The 19,084-nt window shown below is 44.3% G+C and carries 16 protein-coding genes and 1 tRNA gene; 10 read left to right on the top strand and 7 right to left on the bottom strand.

What is annotated here, in order from left to right:
• The first annotated feature begins 135 nt into the window (after nt 1-135).
• On the top strand, nt 136-615 hold the full coding sequence (gene tadA / locus KFK88_RS07045; protein ID WP_223578112.1) for a tRNA adenosine(34) deaminase TadA: 480 nt from the start codon (nt 136-138) through the stop codon (nt 613-615).
• A gap of 229 nt (nt 616-844) precedes the next feature.
• The gene (locus tag KFK88_RS07040; RefSeq protein ID WP_223578111.1) at nt 845-3,403 is read left to right on the top strand and encodes a bifunctional aspartate kinase/diaminopimelate decarboxylase; all 2,559 of its coding nucleotides are present in this window, start codon (nt 845-847) and stop codon (nt 3,401-3,403) included.
• A 49-nt stretch (nt 3,404-3,452) separates the two neighbouring features.
• On the opposite strand, the gene KFK88_RS07035 is transcribed toward KFK88_RS07040, so the two are convergent.
• From KFK88_RS07035 to KFK88_RS07010, 6 genes are all read right to left on the bottom strand, one after another.
• Nucleotides 3,453-3,818 carry a hypothetical protein gene (locus KFK88_RS07035; protein ID WP_223578110.1) on the bottom strand — a complete coding sequence of 122 codons (366 nt, stop codon included), beginning with the start codon at nt 3,816-3,818 and terminating at the stop codon, nt 3,453-3,455.
• Nucleotides 3,819-3,857: 39 nt separating this feature from the next.
• Nucleotides 3,858-6,641, bottom strand: coding sequence for a valine--tRNA ligase (locus KFK88_RS07030; RefSeq protein ID WP_223578109.1), 2,784 nt, complete (start codon nt 6,639-6,641; stop codon nt 3,858-3,860).
• A gap of 182 nt (nt 6,642-6,823) precedes the next feature.
• A complete protein-coding gene (locus KFK88_RS07025) occupies nt 6,824-7,375 on the bottom strand; it encodes a class I SAM-dependent methyltransferase (protein ID WP_223578108.1) in 552 nt (183 codons plus the stop codon).
• Between the two features lie 91 nt (nt 7,376-7,466).
• A complete protein-coding gene (locus tag KFK88_RS07020; RefSeq protein WP_223578107.1) occupies nt 7,467-8,357 on the bottom strand; it encodes a DUF6498-containing protein in 891 nt (296 codons plus the stop codon).
• Between the two features lie 17 nt (nt 8,358-8,374).
• Nucleotides 8,375-8,815: a DNA polymerase III subunit chi gene (locus KFK88_RS07015; RefSeq protein ID WP_223578106.1), complete on the bottom strand. Its 441-nt coding sequence runs from the start codon at nt 8,813-8,815 to the stop codon at nt 8,375-8,377.
• A gap of 9 nt (nt 8,816-8,824) precedes the next feature.
• Complete coding sequence (locus KFK88_RS07010) at nt 8,825-10,315, bottom strand: leucyl aminopeptidase (RefSeq protein ID WP_223578104.1); 1,491 nt, start codon at nt 10,313-10,315, stop codon at nt 8,825-8,827.
• Between the two features lie 122 nt (nt 10,316-10,437).
• Here KFK88_RS07010 and lptF point away from each other — a divergent pair, with 122 nt between their 5' ends.
• Entirely contained in the window at nt 10,438-11,547 is a 1,110-nt protein-coding gene (gene lptF / locus KFK88_RS07005) for an LPS export ABC transporter permease LptF (RefSeq protein WP_223578102.1), read from the top strand.
• Entirely contained in the window at nt 11,544-12,665 is a 1,122-nt protein-coding gene (gene lptG, locus KFK88_RS07000; RefSeq protein ID WP_223578100.1) for an LPS export ABC transporter permease LptG, read from the top strand. Before lptF ends, lptG begins: the two co-directional genes overlap by 4 nt.
• A 71-nt stretch (nt 12,666-12,736) precedes the next feature.
• Here lptG and KFK88_RS06995 read toward each other — a convergent pair whose 3' ends face one another.
• A complete protein-coding gene (locus KFK88_RS06995) occupies nt 12,737-13,210 on the bottom strand; it encodes an RDD family protein (protein ID WP_223578098.1) in 474 nt (157 codons plus the stop codon).
• A 156-nt stretch (nt 13,211-13,366) separates the two neighbouring features.
• Between KFK88_RS06995 and KFK88_RS06990 the strand changes: the two genes are divergently transcribed.
• The 6 genes from KFK88_RS06990 to KFK88_RS06965 all read left to right on the top strand — a co-directional run bounded on the left by KFK88_RS06990 (nt 13,367) and on the right by KFK88_RS06965 (nt 18,852).
• On the top strand, nt 13,367-15,148 hold the full coding sequence (locus tag KFK88_RS06990) for a DUF885 domain-containing protein (RefSeq protein ID WP_223578096.1): 1,782 nt from the start codon (nt 13,367-13,369) through the stop codon (nt 15,146-15,148).
• Nucleotides 15,149-15,343: 195 nt separating this feature from the next.
• Complete coding sequence (locus KFK88_RS06985) at nt 15,344-15,811, top strand: hypothetical protein (RefSeq protein ID WP_223578094.1); 468 nt, start codon at nt 15,344-15,346, stop codon at nt 15,809-15,811.
• A gap of 4 nt (nt 15,812-15,815) precedes the next feature.
• Complete coding sequence (locus KFK88_RS06980) at nt 15,816-16,040, top strand: helix-turn-helix transcriptional regulator (protein WP_223578092.1); 225 nt, start codon at nt 15,816-15,818, stop codon at nt 16,038-16,040.
• A gap of 219 nt (nt 16,041-16,259) precedes the next feature.
• Nucleotides 16,260-16,346: transfer RNA gene (locus tag KFK88_RS06975), tRNA-Leu, on the top strand.
• Nucleotides 16,347-16,785: 439 nt separating this feature from the next.
• Nucleotides 16,786-17,640, top strand: coding sequence for a lipase family protein (locus KFK88_RS06970; RefSeq protein WP_223578090.1), 855 nt, complete (start codon nt 16,786-16,788; stop codon nt 17,638-17,640).
• Nucleotides 17,641-17,649: 9 nt separating this feature from the next.
• Nucleotides 17,650-18,852 carry a DUF4785 domain-containing protein gene (locus KFK88_RS06965; RefSeq protein WP_223578088.1) on the top strand — a complete coding sequence of 401 codons (1,203 nt, stop codon included), beginning with the start codon at nt 17,650-17,652 and terminating at the stop codon, nt 18,850-18,852.
• Nucleotides 18,853-19,084: the final 232 nt, after the last annotated feature.

The following is a 19,084-nucleotide window of genomic DNA, read 5'->3' as shown; positions in this document are numbered from 1 at the left end:
AAATCGAAAAACTTAATGTTTCTTCTCGCTAATGGAGCTTTTTGAATAAATACTTTACTCGTCTTATGCCAAAAAGCTCAAATATTACAGAATATAGGATGGGTTAGCGAGTAGCGTAACCCATCACTTTAAATCATGACTAATTTCACCGAACAAGATCTCCAATACATGCAGCGGGCCTTTGAGTTAGCGGAAGTCGCTAAGGAGAAAGGGGAAGTGCCTGTGGGTGCTGTTTTGGTGAAGGGCGGTGAGGTCATTGGTGAAGGCTTTAATCAGCCAATATTAAACAACGATCCGACAGCTCATGCCGAAGTCGTGGCTTTACGGCAGGCGGGTTCTAAGATTGAAAACTACCGCCTTGTTGATACGACCCTCTATGTAACGCTAGAACCCTGCGCCATGTGTGCTATGGCTTTAGTGCATGCAAGGGTTGGGCGAGTGGTTTATGCGACTGAAGATCCGCGTACCGGTGCTGGTGGCAGCGTGCTAAATATTCTTCAGCACGAGTCTTTTAACCATCATTGTGTGGTAGAGTCTGGCTTAATGAAGGAGTCGTGCTCAGCGCAACTAAAAGCTTTCTTTAAGGCCAAACGCGATAACAAGCGCAATAAATAACTAAAATATATTTGACAAAGTGTCGATTTTTACTATATTCAACATCATGAAAATACAATTTATCGTTAAAAAACACAGCAAAAAGGCACTTAAAAAACGTGTCCTGTTCTGCTGTGGGTGACTTAAACGATAAATTTAACGAATATCAAAACCCGCACTGGACAACCTTTGCGGGTTTTTTTATGCCTATTTACAGTTAAAACAAAAGTACCTATTGAGGAAAAAGAGGATGACAACGAACGATTCATGGCATTTGCTTAAATTTGGGGGAACCAGCGTTTCCACTCGACAAAACTGGGACAATATTGCGAGTATCATTAAGCGAAAACGTGCCAAAGGGAAAAAAGCCTTTGTTGTTCATTCGGCAGTAAGCACCATTTCAAATCGCCTAGAAGCGTTAATCAATTTGGCACAACAGGGAGAGTACCACTCTGCTTATAAAGAATTGGTCGATATACACCAACACTTGCTGGCTGAGATGGAGCTGCCTAGCGACCTGCTGGCAGAGCGTTACAGTTACTTGAAGCGTTTAATTGACGGTATCCATTTGCTGGGGGAAGTCAGTGACCGTGTTCGTGCTTTAGTCATGTCACAAGGTGAGTTGTGGTCGACAACCATTGGCCAAACCTACTTGAATAGGCTTTTTGATGAAGACGTAAGCTGGCTTGATGCGCGTGAGTATTTATATGCTCGCGAAACTCGTAATATGGATTATCTTTGTGCCAGTTGCCATTTTGAGCGTGATGAACATTTATTAAACGATGTGAGTGATACATCGATTGTTATCACACAAGGCTTTATTGCCAATACCAGTGATGATGAAACCGTACTGTTAGGGCGTGGTGGTTCTGATACCTCTGCTGCTTATTTTGCGGCTAAGGTAGAGGCAGAACGTTTAGAAATATGGACTGATGTGCCCGGTATCTTTACTGCTAATCCTAATCAAGTAGCGAGTGCTCGACTCTTAAAACAGCTTAATTACGAAGAAGCCCAAGAGATGGCGTCAGCTGGTGCAAAAGTTTTGCACCCCCGTGCTATCCGTCCTGCACAGATCAGTCAGATCCCAGTGTATATTCGCTCGACTATTGATCCTGAGATCGATGGGACTGTGATTAGCAGTATTGAAAATAGCTGGGGTATGGTCAAGGCGATTACTGCAAAGGAGCGTATTACCTTGATATCAATGGAAAGTCAGGGGATGTGGCAGCAGGCGGGCTTCTTGGCAGATATCTTTGCTATCTTTAAACAACACAATGTGTCTGTGGATTTAGTATCAACGTCAGAGACTAATATCACGGTAAGCCTAGATAGCTTAACCCAAGTGGTCAATGAAAAGCAGTTGAAGGGCCTAGTTCAGGAGTTATCCGAAATGTGTCGCGTCAACGTGATGCATAACTGTTCTGCAGTGTCTATCGTGGGTAAAAATGTGCGTGCCATTTTACATAAGATTGCACCTGCTTTTTCAATTTTTGAGACCTATAAAGTTTACTTGTTGTCGCAAGCCGCTTCGGATCTGAACTTAACTTTTGTGATTGATGATGAGCATAGTAGTAAAGTTATTTCAGCTCTGCATGAGCTATTGATCACGAATAATCCCAACAGCGAAATGTTAGGCCCTACAGCTAAAGAGTTGAAGCAAACAGAGTCTGATTCGCAGAGCAGAAAGTGGTGGCAAGACAGGAAAGGCACGATTGAAATGTGCTTAGCCGAACGGGATAGTGCCTACATCTATCACTTGGACTCTGTGCGTCAGAACATACAGAATCTGCAAAGTATCAGTGCGATTGACCGTGTGTTTTTTGCGGTAAAGTCAAACAACAATCAAGATGTTTTACAAACGGCCTATGATGCTGGTGTTGGTTTCGAGACAGTGTCGAGTGGTGAGGTAAATCATATTCTGAATTTATTCCCAAGTATTGATAAAAGCAGAATATTTTTTACTCCGAACTTTGCGGATAAGCGAGAGTACGATGAAATACTGCAAAAAGGGATTCGCCTGACGCTAGACAGTACATACCCATTAAAACATTGGCCTGAAATTTTTGATGGCAAAGAAATTTTCTTACGTGTCGATCCTAATATTGGCAAAGGGCATCATGAAAATGTGCGTACTGCTGGCGCCACATCAAAGTTTGGAATACCGATCTATGAGTTAGAAGATTTACAGCCTATTATCAACAAGCATAATATCAAAGTTGTCGGTCTTCATGCCCATGCGGGGAGTGGAATCTTAACTAATGAACACTGGGCTGAGCATGCTCGCTTATTGGCTGAAACGGCGGCTATGTTCCCCGGTGTTAAGTATCTGAATCTGGGTGGTGGCTTTGGTATTAAAGAACGTTCCCAACAGACTGAGTTGACCATGAGTCAGATTGATCACAGCTTACTGGAAGTTAAAGCCGAGTATCCGCAGTATGCGTTATGGATTGAGCCAGGACGTTATATATCGGCCAATACTGGTGTACTCGTTTCAAAAGTCACCCAAGTAAAGCAGAAACAAAACTATTATTATGTCGGTCTGAATACAGGCATGAACTCGCTAATGCGGCCAGCGCTTTATGGGTCTTTCCACAATATCGTAAACTTGACTCGACTCGATGCCGAAAAAGAGCATTTAGCGACTGTTGTGGGACCTATTTGCGAAAGCACCGATAAGTTAGGTGTCGAAATTCCTTTCCCTGAAACACAGGAAGGGGATTTGATATTGATCGAAAATGCCGGTGCTTACGGGCGTGTTATGGCGACTCAATACAATATGCGCCAGCCAGCAGAAGAGGTCTGTATATAAGCTTCCACCTCAAATAATAAGGGCCGTTAAGGCCCTTGTTTATTAATAGCTACTTTGTCGGCAAAATCTGATAGTTCACTTTTATCTTCGAAGCTTGTTCACTTAACCCCTTCCACATTAGGCAGTAGGTTTGCTTGATTGGCGCTTCAAAGGTTCTATCGATTGAGCTTAACGTTTGTGGCTCGATGGGGTAGGAGACTTTTTCACCTTCGTGAAAGTGAAGGTTAAACTCAACTTCATGGTTGGAAGAAAACTCAAATTTCAAATGTTGCCCAGCATCCATCTCTGGGCAAATTTCACCGATCTCATTCTGGTGAGTGGTAACGAGGGTAAAGTGCTTGTTGGTTAAGCTATCAGCCGATACAGCCATGGAACCAGCTAAAAACAGTAAACTACTCATTGCTAACGTTTTCATTATACCCTCGCTTTCGTTTTTGTTTATGTTGTTAAGTTATTATAGTGCCTTCAACTGTTGACGTTGCTCCTCGATCTTTTTCAACGTTGACTCAACTTCAGCCAATTTTGCTTTTTCTTTTTCGACGACAGCTTCTGGCGCCTTATCAGTAAAGTTTGGATTATTTAGCTTGCCAGAGATGCGTTGTAAATCCTTTTCCAACTTTTCGGCTTCTTTATCCAATCGAGCAAGTTCTTGCTCAAGGTCAATCAAACCAGCCATAGGGATTAAGATTTCCATGTTGCCAGCAAGTGCCGTCGCGGACATAGGCGCTTCTTCACCTGGCTCTAGCCACTGTATAGTTTCCAGTTTTGCCAGCTTTGATAAGAAGGTTTTATTGCCCTCAAGGCGTTCTTTGTCACTGTCAGAACCATTTCTAAATAACACGTCAAGAGGTTTGCCAGGAGCAATGTTCATCTCACCGCGGATATTGCGTACGCCAACGATGACTTTCTTGAGCCATTCAATGTCTTGTTCGGCGTTAGGATCAATCAGTGCTTCATCAGCCTGTGGGAAGTCTTGTAGCATGATGCTTGGACGTCCTTCAGAGCGTGTGCCTGCCAGTGGTGAAACTTTCTGCCAGATTTCTTCAGTGATAAATGGCATGAACGGGTGCAATAAGCGCATCAGCGATTCAAGCACAGAAACCAAGGTATGGCGTGTGCCGCGCTTCGCAGCATCAGAATATTCATCGCTGTAAAGCACGGGCTTTGACAGCTCTAAGTACCAGTCGCAATAAGTGTTCCAAGTAAATTCATATAGAGCGTTTGAAGCCAAGTCGAAGCGGTATGTGTTGACGGCTTTTTCAAATTCGGTGATGGTTTTTTGTAGCTCACTTTTGATCCAGCGATCAGCCAAGCTAAATTCCATATCACCACCGTCTAGACCTGTATCTTGGTCTTCGGTGTTCATCAGCACATAACGCGCTGCGTTCCAAATCTTGTTACAGAAGTTGCGATAACCCTCTACACGATTCAAATCGAAGTTAATGTCGCGTGAGGTTGATGCCATAGCGCAGAAGGTAAAGCGCATGGCGTCAGTACCATAAGCTTCAATGCCTTCAGGGAATTGCTTGCGCGTACGTTTAGCAATCTTTTCAGCCGCCTTCGGATTCATCATGCCAGTGGTACGTTTTTCGACTAAGGCTTCTAGTTCAATACCGTCAATAATATCGATGGGGTCTAAAACATTACCTTTCGACTTAGACATTTTCTGACCCTGCTCGTCACGAATCAGGCCAGTGATATAGATCTCTTTGAACGGAATTTTGCCTGTGAACTTTAAGCCCATCATGATCATTCTGGCAACCCAGAAGAAGATGATGTCGAAACCAGTAACAAGTACGCTTGTTGGTAAGAAGGTTTCTAACTCAGGTGTTTCTTCTGGCCAGCCAAGAGTAGCAAAAGGCCAAAGCGCTGAGGAGAACCATGTGTCGAGCACGTCTTCATCACGGCGCAGTTCAATATCGCCTAAGTTATATTTTTCACGCACTTCTTCTTCAGTGCGACCAACGTAAACATCGCCTTTGTTGTCGTACCAAGCTGGAATTTGATGCCCCCACCATAGTTGACGGCTGATACACCAATCCTGAATGTTTTCCATCCAGTGGTAGTAAGTGTTTGACCAGTTTTCAGGCACAAATTTAATATCACCGTCTTTAACCGCTTTTAGCGCTGGCTCTGCCAACGGAGCGATTTTAACGTACCACTGAGGAGTCAAGTATGGCTCAATGACTACGCCACTGCGATCACCGCGAGGCACTTTAAGTTTGTGTGGCTCAATCTTTTCCATTAAACCTAAAGCTTCGAAATCTTCGACGATCTTTTTACGTGCATCATAACGGTCTAAGCCACGATAGGCTTCAGGCGCGTTATCGTTAATATGAGCCGTCGGCGTTAGAATATTGATCATTTCTAGATCATGACGCTGACCCATTTCGTAGTCGTTGAAGTCGTGAGCAGGTGTGATTTTTACACAACCACTACCAAAGTCCTTTTCAACATAATCATCTGCAATGATTGGGATTTGACGACCTGTGAGCGGCAAGTCGATGGTTTTGCCGATCAAGTCTTGGTAACGTTCGTCTTCAGGGTGCACCGCGACTGCACTGTCGCCGAGCATGGTTTCTGGGCGAGTGGTAGCGATAATCACGTGACCTGAGCCATCGCTAAGCGGGTAGCGCATATGCCACATGTGACCGTTTTCTTCGTGTGACTCGACTTCTAGATCTGAAACTGCAGTCAGTAATTTTGGGTCCCAGTTAACCAGTCTATCGCCGCGATAGATTAACCCTTCGTCATACAGCTGAACGAAAGTTTCTAGAACCGCTTCCGATAAGTCGTCATCCATGGTGAATGCTTCGCGTGACCAGTCACACGAGTCGCCCATGCGGCGCATTTGTTGTGTGATGGTGCCACCAGACTGTTCTTTCCATTCCCAAATACGATCAACAAACGCCTCGCGACCTAAGTCATGGCGGCTTTTACCTTCACGATCGAGTAAACGCTCAACCACCATTTGTGTCGCGATACCTGCGTGATCCGAGCCTGGCTGCCATAGCGTATTTTCACCTTTCATGCGGTGATAGCGGGTTAGGGCATCCATGATGGTGTGCTGGAAAGCGTGTCCCATGTGTAAGCTACCCGTGACGTTTGGCGGAGGAATCATAATGCAGTAACTGTCATCATTGCCTTTGGCGCCGCCTTTTGGTGAGAAATAGTCGTTATCTTCCCACTTTTTGTAGGTTTCTTGCTCGATTGCTTGCGGGTTGTATGCTTTTTCCATGGTTTTATCGTGGTTTATGCAGTTTCTGTAACAAAGCCTTGAATTATAACGCTTGTGAGGGAGATATCTATATTTGAAGGCGATTTATTCAAAGAAAGGTCGCTGCAGTCTCGACGATTCTTTGAATAAAATGGAGATTTTAATTGAGTGGTAATCTTAACTGGTTGATAAATAAAGAATTACTAGGTTTCTTTTTCCGCGTCCTTGACGCCTGTATAAACAAACGAAGGCGGGAGATTTAACGGAACCCAGTTCATCTTTAAGTGTGGGAAGTATTCTTTGATCAGCGCTTTGTCGCTTAGCCAGTACTGATACTGTAAAAACAGACCATTCGGCTTTAAAACTGAGCGAATATGCGTCAGCAGCTCGTGTTTCATCTCTAGCGGGAAAAGCGCTAGCGGTAAGCATGAGACCAGGCAATCAACGCTATCTATTGCAAAGTCTTGCACGATATCGAGCGCCGAGCTGTGTTTGAGCGTGAATTGCGGGTGCTCAATCTTTTGCAGTAAAGGAAGTAGTTCTTCCGAAATTTCGTAAGCTGTAAGGTGCGCCTGTTGAGGCATGTACTTAAGGAGTTCGCGTGTGATGATTCCATCACCGGCACCGAGCTCAATCACGGTTTTAGCATCCGAAGGGATTTGCTTAGCTAAATTTCGTGCTAAGAATTTAGAACTGCGGGCAATGCTGCCTGTGCTTTTTAGGTTTTTTAATGCGTAGCTCGTGAAGCCCTTCATGCTAATCCAATCACCAAGGTTTGTTGTAGTGTGTCGTTTTTATGACGTTATTTCCATAAGAAATATCACTGTTGACCAAATATTACAAACTTTAGGTCGGCTTTATTTCTTTTGGTTCTATCGAGGCTGCTGATTGTCGCTCTTCTTCGATGCGTTCTGCAAGGACTTCTTGATAAAGTGCCCAATGTTTTTTGGGTAGGAACCAGCGAACCCATTTTGAATACTTTTTGTAGATGTCAGAATTAACCATCTCTTCAATGCTATCAAACTGGTGGGTTTGGCCGTTGATTTTAATTTCTGGCTTCGCTAACTGCTGGCGAATTTTATCTCTCGCCTCGTCATCACTGAGGTTCTTGTCCAGCCCTGCTAATTTCTTTTGCGCAAACTTAGGAGGTTTTAGGTCAAAAAAGACTTTAAGTGCGATCATCACTAGTGCCACGCCCAGAGTGTTATCAAGTGTCATGGCGATAAACCCACCAAAGATAATGGCGATGTGCAATACGATAATTCGTTTATAGGGTTTGAACATTTCCTCTGGTATTGAATCAATGTTCTTTTCTCGGTACGCAATGATGAATTCCGCGAGGTGTGCAATAAACATGGCTACTAGGGTCAGCTGTATACCCTGATTCGATAGCATGTGTTCCACGACATAGAGCAGGCTACCATCGGTAGCAGAGCTGCCACTAAGGAGCTGATCTTCAAAGAAGCTTGCCACGAACATACCGTGCCCGTAGGTAAAAAAACCATAGTGCAAACAGAAGAAGCCTGCAGTGAAAAGGCCACCGATAGCGAATAATGCAGAGTTATCTGGGCGTATGGTCATGCGGCAAACAGTAAATAGACCAATGATGATATTTTCAAACCAATAAAGGAAGATAACGTCGAAAGCACTCCAGTAACCAAGGAGCACACCGACCAAAGGCGCGATATTGCTTAGTGCTAAAGCAATACGACCTTTAGTGATATGTTCAAATGTCATGCTTGCTTCTGACGCACTTAATACTTTTTGTGGTCGAGCGGATAGCCACGTCCGCGATAAAATTTATAGCGTTCACGCGCGGCTTCTTTTTCAGCGTCTTCATTCGGCACAATTTCGAAGCATTTGAGGAAGTAACTGAAAAAAGGTTGTACTTCACCGCTTAAATTAATCAGGCAGTCATGTTGCTCTTCAGGTGGTTTTTGCTCAGAGGTGGCGTAGCCAATTTGCACAGGCGGTGGGCGGTTTGGGCCTTCGCCGACAATGTTGTGGGGTACAAAGTCATCAAGTTCTTGAGTCCAAAGCCACTCATCAACGGCATGAGCCTGTTCTTGATCTTTGGCGTGGATATACACCTTTCGACCTTGTTTGTATAAACTTTGCACACACTTACCAATCAGGCGCAGATAAGCTTCTGCGCCTGATTGACTTTCCAGTAAGTGAAAACCTACTTGGGTCATGATTTAACCTTATTTAGCACGGTTAATCACGATTTGTGATAATAGTGGTACTGGACGTCCAGTAGCGCCTTTTTCCGCGCCTGACTTCCATGCAGTACCTGCGATATCGATATGAGCCCAACGGTACTTCTTGGTGAACTTCGATAAGAAGCAGCCCGCAGTAATACTTCCTGCTGGCATGCCACCAAGGTTAGTAAAGTCAGCAACATTACTCTTAAGTTGCTCGTGGTACTCATCCCAAATCGGTAAACGCCATACGCGATCAGTCGCCATTTCACTGGCTGTTTCTATTTCGTTCGCTAAAGCATTGTTGTTGCTCATCACGCCCGACGCTTCGTGGCCTAATGCAACGATAACGGCTCCAGTCAGTGTCGCGACATCAATGACAATCTCAGGATCGTATTTATCAATATAGGTTAATGCGTCACACAGCACTAAACGGCCTTCGGCATCCGTGTTTAAAATTTCGATGGTTTGACCGGATAATGATGTCACCACGTCGCCTGGACGGCTAGCTTTTCCGCTTGGCATGTTTTCAGCAGCGGCAACCACGCCGATAACATTGATTGGCAGGCCCATTTCAGCAACCGACTTGATTAAGCCAAATACTGAAGCTGCGCCACCCATATCGAATTTCATTTCGTCCATCTTGGCGCCAGGCTTCAACGAAATACCGCCTGTATCAAAGGTAATACCTTTGCCTACGAAAACCAGCGGCTTATCGCCTTTATTTCCGCCGTTGTATTCCATGCAGATCAGTTTTCCCGGCTCATCAGAACCTTGTGATACTGATACAAAGGCACCAGCGCCCATTTCTTTAAGTTCTGACTCATCAAGAATGTTTGTCGTGATGCTTGAGTACTCTTTGGCTAACTCTTCAGCGCGGCCAGCTAAATAACGAGGGTTACAAATGTTGCCTGGCATGTTCGCCAAGTCACGAGTCAGCGCTTGGCCCGCAGCAATAGAGCAAGCGTGCTTGATAGCTTTTTCACCTTCAGGAAGGTCTGCTCGAGACTCGATGAACAAAGTCATTTTTCGCAGGGGGCGACGAGCTTCTGACTTTTCACTTTTAAGTTGGTCAAAGACATACAAACTATCGTTCGCAGCTTCCACAGCGAAACGCACTTTAGAGTAAAGCTCCTGTCCTTTGACATTTAATAACGGTAGTGAATTAATCGCGTCAGTTGCGCCTGTTTCATTGAGTAGCTTGATCACTTTACCGCAAATCTTTTTGTATTTGATAGCATCGAACTCACGCTCTTTACCGCAGCCAACAAGTAATACGCGGTCACAACTGGTTCCTGGAACGCTGTGCAGTAACAAAGTTTGTCCAAACTTACCTTCCATATCACCACGCTTCACGATCGAGTTCACATAGCCTTCGCTGATGTCGTCGATTTGCTGCGCTGGAGCAGATAGTTTTCGATTTTCGAAAACACCTACGATTAAGCAACCTGTTTTTTGTTTTTCTGGGCTACCACTCTTTACAAAGAATTCCATAGATCACCTGCAAATTGTTAATTTTCGTTTATAATGCCGATATTGGCATAAACCGTGCCCCATAGTTTAACTGATATTGCCATAAATACCAGTTTCGGGCAGTCAACTGATTAAGAATACACTTGATATTAAGTCGATATTTAAACCGCGAAGTTTTCACCAGCACGCTAGCAATTTTGGGCGTACTGTTCGCTATTTTTATCAGCCAGCGAATCGTTAAATACTTAGCGCAAGCTGCTTCTGGAGACATCACCGGCACCATGGTGTGGCAGATGGTTTTACTCTATTCGCCTGTTCTACTCGGATTCTTATTGCCGTTGGCTTTCTTCTTAGGATGTTTATTAGCCTTCAGTCGCTTGTATGTTGATAGTGAAATGGCAGTCTTGCGCTCTGTTGGCGTAAGTGAACGAAAATTAATCAGTTTATTGCTCCCTATCGCAGTGATTGTTGCTTTAATCGGCGGCGCCGTTGCTTTGTGGCTTGCGCCAGTGGCTAATGAAACGACTTATCAGATCCGTGACGAGCACGCGAGCAAATTAGAACTGAGCATGCTCGAGCCTGGGCGCTTCCAAATTTTTCAAGAAGGAGAGGGTGTGGTCTACGCTGACTCTTCTGAAAGCTCTAGCCATTTAGGTAATTTTTTCTTAGCGGAACTTCCAGCTGAAAACAGCCCTTACACGCGTATTATTTCTGCTAAGTCTGCGGAGCGTTATTACGACGAGGCATTGGACAAAAACTTTCTACAGTTGAACGATGGTTTTGTTTACGAACTGGATTCAGACAAAAGGGTTCGCAAGATTACTGAGTTCGAACATTATTACGCCCGTCTTGAAGCCGAGCGCTCGATCGTGTCGCGCCGTAAAATTTCTGCCACGCCAACCGTAGACCTAATTCAAGCGGGTGATGGGCAGAGTTGGGCTGAGTTGCACTGGCGTTTAGCGGTGCCTTTGTCGGTACCTTTCTTGTTGTTTTTGGCCATTCCTTTGAGCCGTGTCCGTCCACGTGAGGGAAAATTTGCCAAGATGCTACCTGCGTTGATGGTCTACATCGGTTACATCATCTTAATTGTGGTGTTCAGGAAGTGGGTTGAAGCTGAGAAAATCCCCGGCTGGTTAGGCTTTATTCCAATCTATGTGGTGATGGGGCTTCTTGCGGCACGATTGCTTTATGCTCATGGTCGCGCCAATACGAAAAATACAGGGACACCTTCAGTTGGAGGCGATGGCGCATGAATATCCTAAGGTTTTATATCGGCAAAACGATTTTAGCCACTTCGTTGATGACGCTATTCACCTTGGCGATTATCCGTGTTTTATTCGCTTTGATTGACGAAAGTGGTGACTTTGATAAAGGAACTTACGCCTTTATTGATGGTTTGTCCTACTCATTGCTTTTGTCGCCGCAGTATATTTATGAATTTTTCCCCATGGCCATCTTGATTGGTTCGATTGCTGGCTTGGGTGTGTTGGCATCAAGAAGTGAGCTAACGGTGATGCGAGCTGCGGGGAAAACGACCTGGCAAATCATTGGTGCTGCTTTGTCTTATGGCTTGATACTCATCGCTTTCTCGGTGTTTCTAGGCGAATATGTGGCGCCTAAGACCACGTTAATGGCTGAAAACTTACGTAACCGCGCCTTATACGGCGAGCAGTTTGTCGACAGTAATCAAGGCTTGTGGCTTAAAGATGGCGCCAATATGGTCCACGTAGGCGAGGTAATGGGAAGTTCGCGATTAAGTGATGTTACTGTCTATGAGTTTAATCGCGAGAATGAGCTGACGACAATGATACATGCTCAGTCCGCTGAGTTAGTTAGAGGAGCATGGCAGCTCAATCAAGGTATCGTGACACAGCTCGGCTCTGATGGCGCCGAGGCTGAATCTAATGAGAGTATTACTGATGGCTCGATTCAGCGCTTCAACCGTGTCGAACGTTTACCCTTTACACAGCAGGCTTGGGATACGGACATTAGCCTTGATAACTTATCTGCGCTGAGTATTGAACCAGAAAATATGAATATCCTGAACCTGTATCAGTACCGTAGCTACCTTGAGAATAATGGTCTCGAAACCAAAAACTATGATCTGGCGTTTTGGCAAAAGATTTTCCAGCCAATCAGTACCGCGGTTATGATTATTTTGGCAGCGTCGTTTATTTTCGGCCCGATGCGAAGTGTTTCGATGGGGGCAAGAGTCTTAGTCGGTGTTTTAACCGGCATGGTCTACTTCTTCGCGGTTCGATCCTTTGGCCCTGTGAGTTTAGTGGCTGGAGTCCCCGCGTTTTTAGGAGCATTAATGCCACCGCTTATATTTGCAGTGGCAGCTTGGTATCTGCTGAGAAGGGCGGGGTAGGCTTAACCCTGAGACTAACTTTTCAGAGGTATATTCGGTGCGAGCCCTCTGACTTCTATTGCGTTGAGAAACTATTTCTTCTTTTCTTTTTCTGGCAAAGCAACGACACGCGTTTTGGTTAGCATATCGTGCCAACCAAGGCGTTTCTTTGTAAAGGGACTCATTAGCATGCCAATGCCTAAGACCGAAATAATGGCTCTAAACAGCGCTGGCCCAAAGGTCACCGGTTTGCCGTCGTCTTGTACCACCATAATTTTCCAAGCGCTCATGCCGACGGTTTGGCCATAGCGAACGTGTGAGCCCACAAAGTACAGCAATAATAATAGCGTTGGGAACAGTGAGTAGACTTGGTAGGTCATGGTGTCTTGCCAGCCGGTTTCTGCGCTCATGTCATTGACCCCGAGCATCCAGCGAATCAGTGGGAACGTGAATAACCCCCACAAAAACCAGATTGCGACGCTGATTAAAATATCATACAACCAAGCGCCCAGTTTTTTGGTAATTGGTGCTGGAGAGGTAATAAGTGATTGTGCGTTTTGAGCCATGCTAGGTTAAGTGCTGTGTAAAACTGGCGCTAGTCTAGCAAAGTCGGGCCTTTGAGACTAGTTGAAACATTCTTTTACAGCATTTGTAGCGCTTGGCTTTCATAGGTTAGTTTTTCCTGATATAAAAGGTGAATTCTTTTGGTGTTGGGAAAGACAATGAATATTACTAAAAAACTCATAATTTCAGGTGCTTTACTGGCGAGTAGCGTTTCGGCAGTAGCGGGCGAAGATTACAGCCAGTGGTTGAACGAATTCTTTGAAGATGTACAAGAATATCGTATGTCGCAAAATCCAGTTTGGGCTGCGCGTCAGGGCGATGAGTCAGCAAAAGGCAAGTTACGCGATGTCAGTCCGCAAGCTTATCAGCGTCGTAAAGCAAAGCTGTTAGAGTTAATTAACGAACTGGAAAGCATTAAACGTGAAAATCTGCTAGCTGACGAGCAAATCAGCTACGACATGATGATGACTCAGCTCAAGCAAGATGTTGCTGAAATCGATTTTAAAACTTATGAAATGCCGTTAACGTCAGAGTATGGCTTTCATGCGCAAACAACCAATCTCGCGAATAGTTTTCGCTTTAGAACAACGCAAGACTACAGAGATTATCTGGAGCTATTAAAGGCTATCCCTACCTTCTTTGAGCAAAATGTCTCGAATATGCGCGCTGGGATGAAGCGTGGCTTTACTGTAACAAAAGCTGTATTAGATGGTTACTCAGACAGTATCAAGGTCTATATTAAAGACGATGCGACTGAAACCGTATGGTACCGTCCTTTGAAGTCATTTCCTGAGACGATAAGTAAGGAAGATCAAGAAGCTTTACAGAAAGAAGCTGCAGACATTATTAGCGCCACCGTAGTACCTCAATATCAAGCTTACCTGACTTTCTTTGAAAAAGAGTATTTGCCTGCGGCAAAAGAGACGATTGCTGCGACTGACTACCCTGATGGCGAAGCTTTCTACCAAAACCAGATTAAGTTATACACGACGCTGGACTTAACGCCTGATGAGATCCATGAGATTGGCTTGAGTGAGGTGGCAAGAATTCGCAAAGAGATGGAGCAGGTGATTGAAGCAACAGGATTTGAGGGCTCATTCGAGGAGTTCTTGCATTTCCTAAGAACTGACGAGCAGTTCTATGCCAAAACACCCGAAGAGCTTTTAAAAGAAGCGGCGTATATGTCGAAGAAGATGGATCACCAGTTGCCGAAGTTCTTTGGGAAATTACCGCGCCAACCCTACGGGGTGGTGCCGGTACCAGCGGAAATCGCTCCGAAGTACACAACGGGACGCTATTCAGGAGCGCCAATCGATAGCACCAGAGCAGGCGAGTATTGGGTGAATACGTATGCCTTAGAAAAACGCCCACTGTACAACTTGGAAGCCTTAACGTTGCATGAAGCGGTTCCTGGCCATCACCTTCAAACGGCGTTGGCACAAGAGTTAACGCACTTACCCAAGTTTCGTCAGAACACTTATATTTCTGCGTTTGGTGAAGGCTGGGGACTCTATAGCGAAAAACTTGGGCTAGAGGCGGGATTTTATAAGGACCCATACAGTAACTTTGGCCGCTTGACGTATGAGATGTGGCGTGCCATGCGCTTGGTGGTCGATACTGGCATGCATGCAAAAGGTTGGAGCAGAGAAAAGGCCATAGACATGATGGCGAGTAACACGGCTTTATCCACCCACAACGTTCGTACTGAAATCGATCGTTATATTAGCTGGCCAGCGCAAGCACTGTCATACAAACTGGGCGAATTAAAAATATTAGAGCTTCGTGAAAAAGCTGAACAAGAGCTTGGCGAACATTTCGATATTCGTAAGTTTCATGATGCAGTATTAGCGAATGGATCGATCCCATTGAGCGTACTGGAAGATCAAATTAACCAGTTTATTGAAGAAGAGAAAAGCGCCTTGCAGGAAAAAAGCCCATAATTTCAATGTATTGCTAATACATTCGTTAGAAACCAAGCCCGATCTTAGAATCGGGCTTTTTTTATATTCATTAGAAAGACTTGGCTTGTGGAGCAAAGATATCATAATGGCACCTAAGGGTTTCAAAAAGGGTTGTTAGATTGTCTTTTTGATACTCTTGAATTTATAGGGTTTGATACAACTAAGGAGTAAGAAATGAGTCATAATTGCGCAGAAACTGTGGATAGGGTTCAGACAGGTGTTGCCCGAGGAATGCTGGTATGCGGTATTACCTATTTGTTTTTATTGTGGGAAACACTGACCGATAAAGGACGTTTAAACGAAATTTTGGACTTTATAGCAATTATCGGTTCTGGGCTAACCGTGATTGTAACGTTTGTCTCTTTATGGCCAGTTATTAAGCAAAAATTAACCGGTAAGGTTGTTGTAAAGAATGAGCCTGAGAGCTTTGTTTCAGGCGCCATGTTAGCGAGTTTTAAAAATGGTTGGATAGCATTAACTTTAACCATTGTTGTTCTACTGGGTTTGTCTAAGTTTCTAGATGGTTTGGCGTTACCGTTAAAATTTTATTTCGTGTTACTGTTTGCGGTTGCCGTGCTGTCAGCTAGCGTGAGCTTCTTTTGGTTGACGCGAGAAGATGATTTAGAAGGCTTGGAGGAGTAGTGCAATGCACCCCGAACTGGATAACCGCATTCGAGTTTTTCGAGCGGAACATAGGATGAGCCAAAGCGACTTGGCCGAGGCGATTGGCGTGTCGAGAAAAACTATCAGCACGATTGAAGTAGGAAAATTCGTTCCCTCAACCATCATAGCGCTGAAAATAGCTGCATATTTTAATACAGCAGTGGAAGAGGTCTTTAGTTTAATTAAGGAAGATGAAGAAACGGCTTAAAAAGGGCTTTGCGAGTATTGCAAAAACAGTCTATTGGTTTATAATGCCTCGCACTTTTGAGGAGTAAGTCTACAGACTCAAAAGTGCTGAAATTTAAAATGCCAGAGTGGTGAAATTGGTAGACGACTGACGGAGTCAGGAGTGCCACTCGGTGCACAGGGTGCAGCGCGGAGCGTTGCTAGTATTCAAGGTTAGCTTGGAGCTAGGATTAAAATTAATGCCAGAGTGGTGAAATTGGTAGACACAGGGGATTCAAAATCCCCCGCCTTCACGGGTGTGGCGGTTCGAGTCCGCCCTCTGGTACCATCTCCTTCAGAAGTCTATTGAAATCTTTTTAAGTACTTTTATCGATTCGTTTCGCTTTCCGCTGAATTATTTGTGTTAACTAGATCACACTTAAGCTTTAAAGCTGGTTGTACCAGAGGTATAGCCATCCAAAAATATCATCAATTCCTTTCGTAATGAGTCAGATTTAACTTAAAAATCAAGGCGCCTGTTTAAATACGCAGTGTCGTTTTAATTGTTTGTTTTAATAAAATGATTTTATTAAACAAAAACAATGGCATACGAATGTTTGTTTGTTTGTTTTTCTCTTAGTTTTCACCTTTCTAGTTTTAAACTAGTGTTTTTTACACTAAGAATTATTGATGATATAAGTTTATTCGGCTTAGTTATTCTAATGAATGATGAGGCTGAAAACACATCAATATAACAAACACACAAATAACACCGATGGGGGTAGTCGATGTTTAGAAAAGTCTTGCTGCTGATCGCAGCTCTCACCTTTGCTGGGCTTAGTCACGCTAATACTGGCGTAGCGTTTGTCCATGGTACGGGCAGTCAAAGTGATGCTTACAACGATTATTGGACAGGTAGCTTTGTTCAATCCGTTGTAAGCGGGCTGCCAAACTCTAGCAATTACACAGTGATAAATTGTGATTTCACTCAATACATGTGGACGTCAGGTGCTGCTGGTTGTTTAGCGGGCCAATTGACAACTTTTATTAACCAGAAGAATATCACGAGCTTAACGCTTATTACTCACTCTAATGGCGGTAATGTCGCACGTTGGATTATGTCGAACCCAACTTGGGATAGCCGTTATCCGAATATTATCAACCGTATTGATGAAGTCATTGCTTTGGCACCGTCGAGTGCCGGAACACCACTGGCTGATGCTGTGATTGACGGTAACGTCTTTGAATCGGCTTTAGGGTGGTTACTAGGTTACAAGAATGATGCGGTACGTATGCAACAAGAGGCGTGGATGGCAAGTTACAACGCGAATTGGTTATATGGCACCTCCGGACGTCCAGCGCTGCCTAAACCTTTCAGAAGCGTTGTTGGTACTGATGTTGAGTCTGCTATCTGGGATGGTGACAGTTACTGTGGCGGATATTCACAGAATGTTGGCTTGGAGTTTACGCAAAACTGGCTAGATAGTTGCTCAGACGGCTTTTTGAATTGCAGCTCGCAAAATGCAGCGGGTTCGGTTTGGTTCTATGACACCAGCAAAACGTATGGTGATGAGCCTTTAAGTCATGCGCAAAGCAGACGTAAGTGCTTTGGACTTGATGTATTTTTACGCAACCGAATTTAAGGAGCTATCATGAAACATATACTATTAACTTCAATGATTCTTTCACTGAGTACAGTTTCGGTGGCTAATGATACTGCTAGCTCAAAATCACAAATAGGCAATTCCTACACAGGGAATCCTGCTGATAGCGCACCGGCTCAACCCGACAGCCAGCGCGAAATGAAGCCGGTGAGTTACAGCTTCCCGATCAATGATATCAACCAACTCGACTTTTCCCAGAAGCAGGCTCATGTCCAAAGTCGTCAATATATGTTGGATGTAAGTGGTGCACAGTTAAAGTCTGGCATTGCGCTAAACACATCGGCGAAAGGGGCACTCGTTAGAATCTCAGCGTTTGATGGTAAAAGCGCGGTTGAGCCGCAGCAGTTATCGCTTAAAACCCCAAAAGGGCAAGTTCTTAAACAGGGTAAAGCATTTGACACATTAGTCAGTAGCAGTGCGATGCAAAAAAATGGCATGGGCTTTCAGCAAGGCACGACAGGCTTTAAACTGGACGATACTTTAGGTGCTGGGCGTTTTACTCTGAAAGCAGACAAGGGCATCGCTAGCCATGCTAAGTATCGAATTAATGTGTTCGAAAAGAACAGTGATACTGAAATGCACCTGACTGCGAATAAGAGTAATTACCTAAGCGGTGAAGTCTTAAAAGTAGATGCTCGTGTCTTTAACCAGGGAAAGGCTGAACATATTGTTAGCATTAAAGGCCGACTAGTATCTCCAACAGGCAAAACGTTCGATATCGACTTTAATCAATCTAAGGACGGGTATTCAGTTGCAAAGCCATTGGATATGTCGGCGCATTCCGTTCCAGGCGCTTTATGGGAGTTGCATACCGAAGCACAGCTAAAAGTCGATGGGCAGTTAATTCAGCGAAACGGGCAGTTGCCTTTCGCATTCGCACAACAAACAGCCAAAGTCTCTTCAAGCCCTGTGATTACAGGACAAAAGCAGAGTCCGGTCGCTGCAATTCCGGTTAATGCGAAAACTGATGGTCGTTATGAGGTGCGTGCAGTGCTTTACGGTACTGACCAAAGTGGTGCATTAAAACCCGTTATGGTAACCCACAGTGCGGCTAATTTAGCGGCGGGAGAGGGTGCTATTTACATGAAGTTCGACCCTGAGCTGATACATCAGTCAGGTGTAAGCGCTCCATATACTTTGAAGCAGTTACAACTGCGAGATCAAGGTCAAATGGCTGTTATGAGCCACTGATGCTGTATCGATAATATACAATTATAATAAAAAGAGAGAGGTTGTATAACCTCTCTTTTTTTTGTGCTTAATATTCAATAAGTTATAGGGTTTTAGTGAGAAAGAATTCAGTATCTTAATAATCAAAACTAAAAAAACGATTAACTGTACTAATTATGTACAATTTAGCAAAATGTTACAAAGTGTTTCAGCGGCATTAACTGCTTGCAGATATGACTTGTATCGATTGAAA

Source organism: Kangiella taiwanensis (assembly GCF_020005165.1).
Lineage (GTDB): Bacteria > Pseudomonadota > Gammaproteobacteria > Enterobacterales > Kangiellaceae > Kangiella > Kangiella taiwanensis.
The sequence above is the reverse complement of the archived record's forward strand: the minus strand, read 5'-3'. Positions and strand labels throughout refer to the sequence as shown.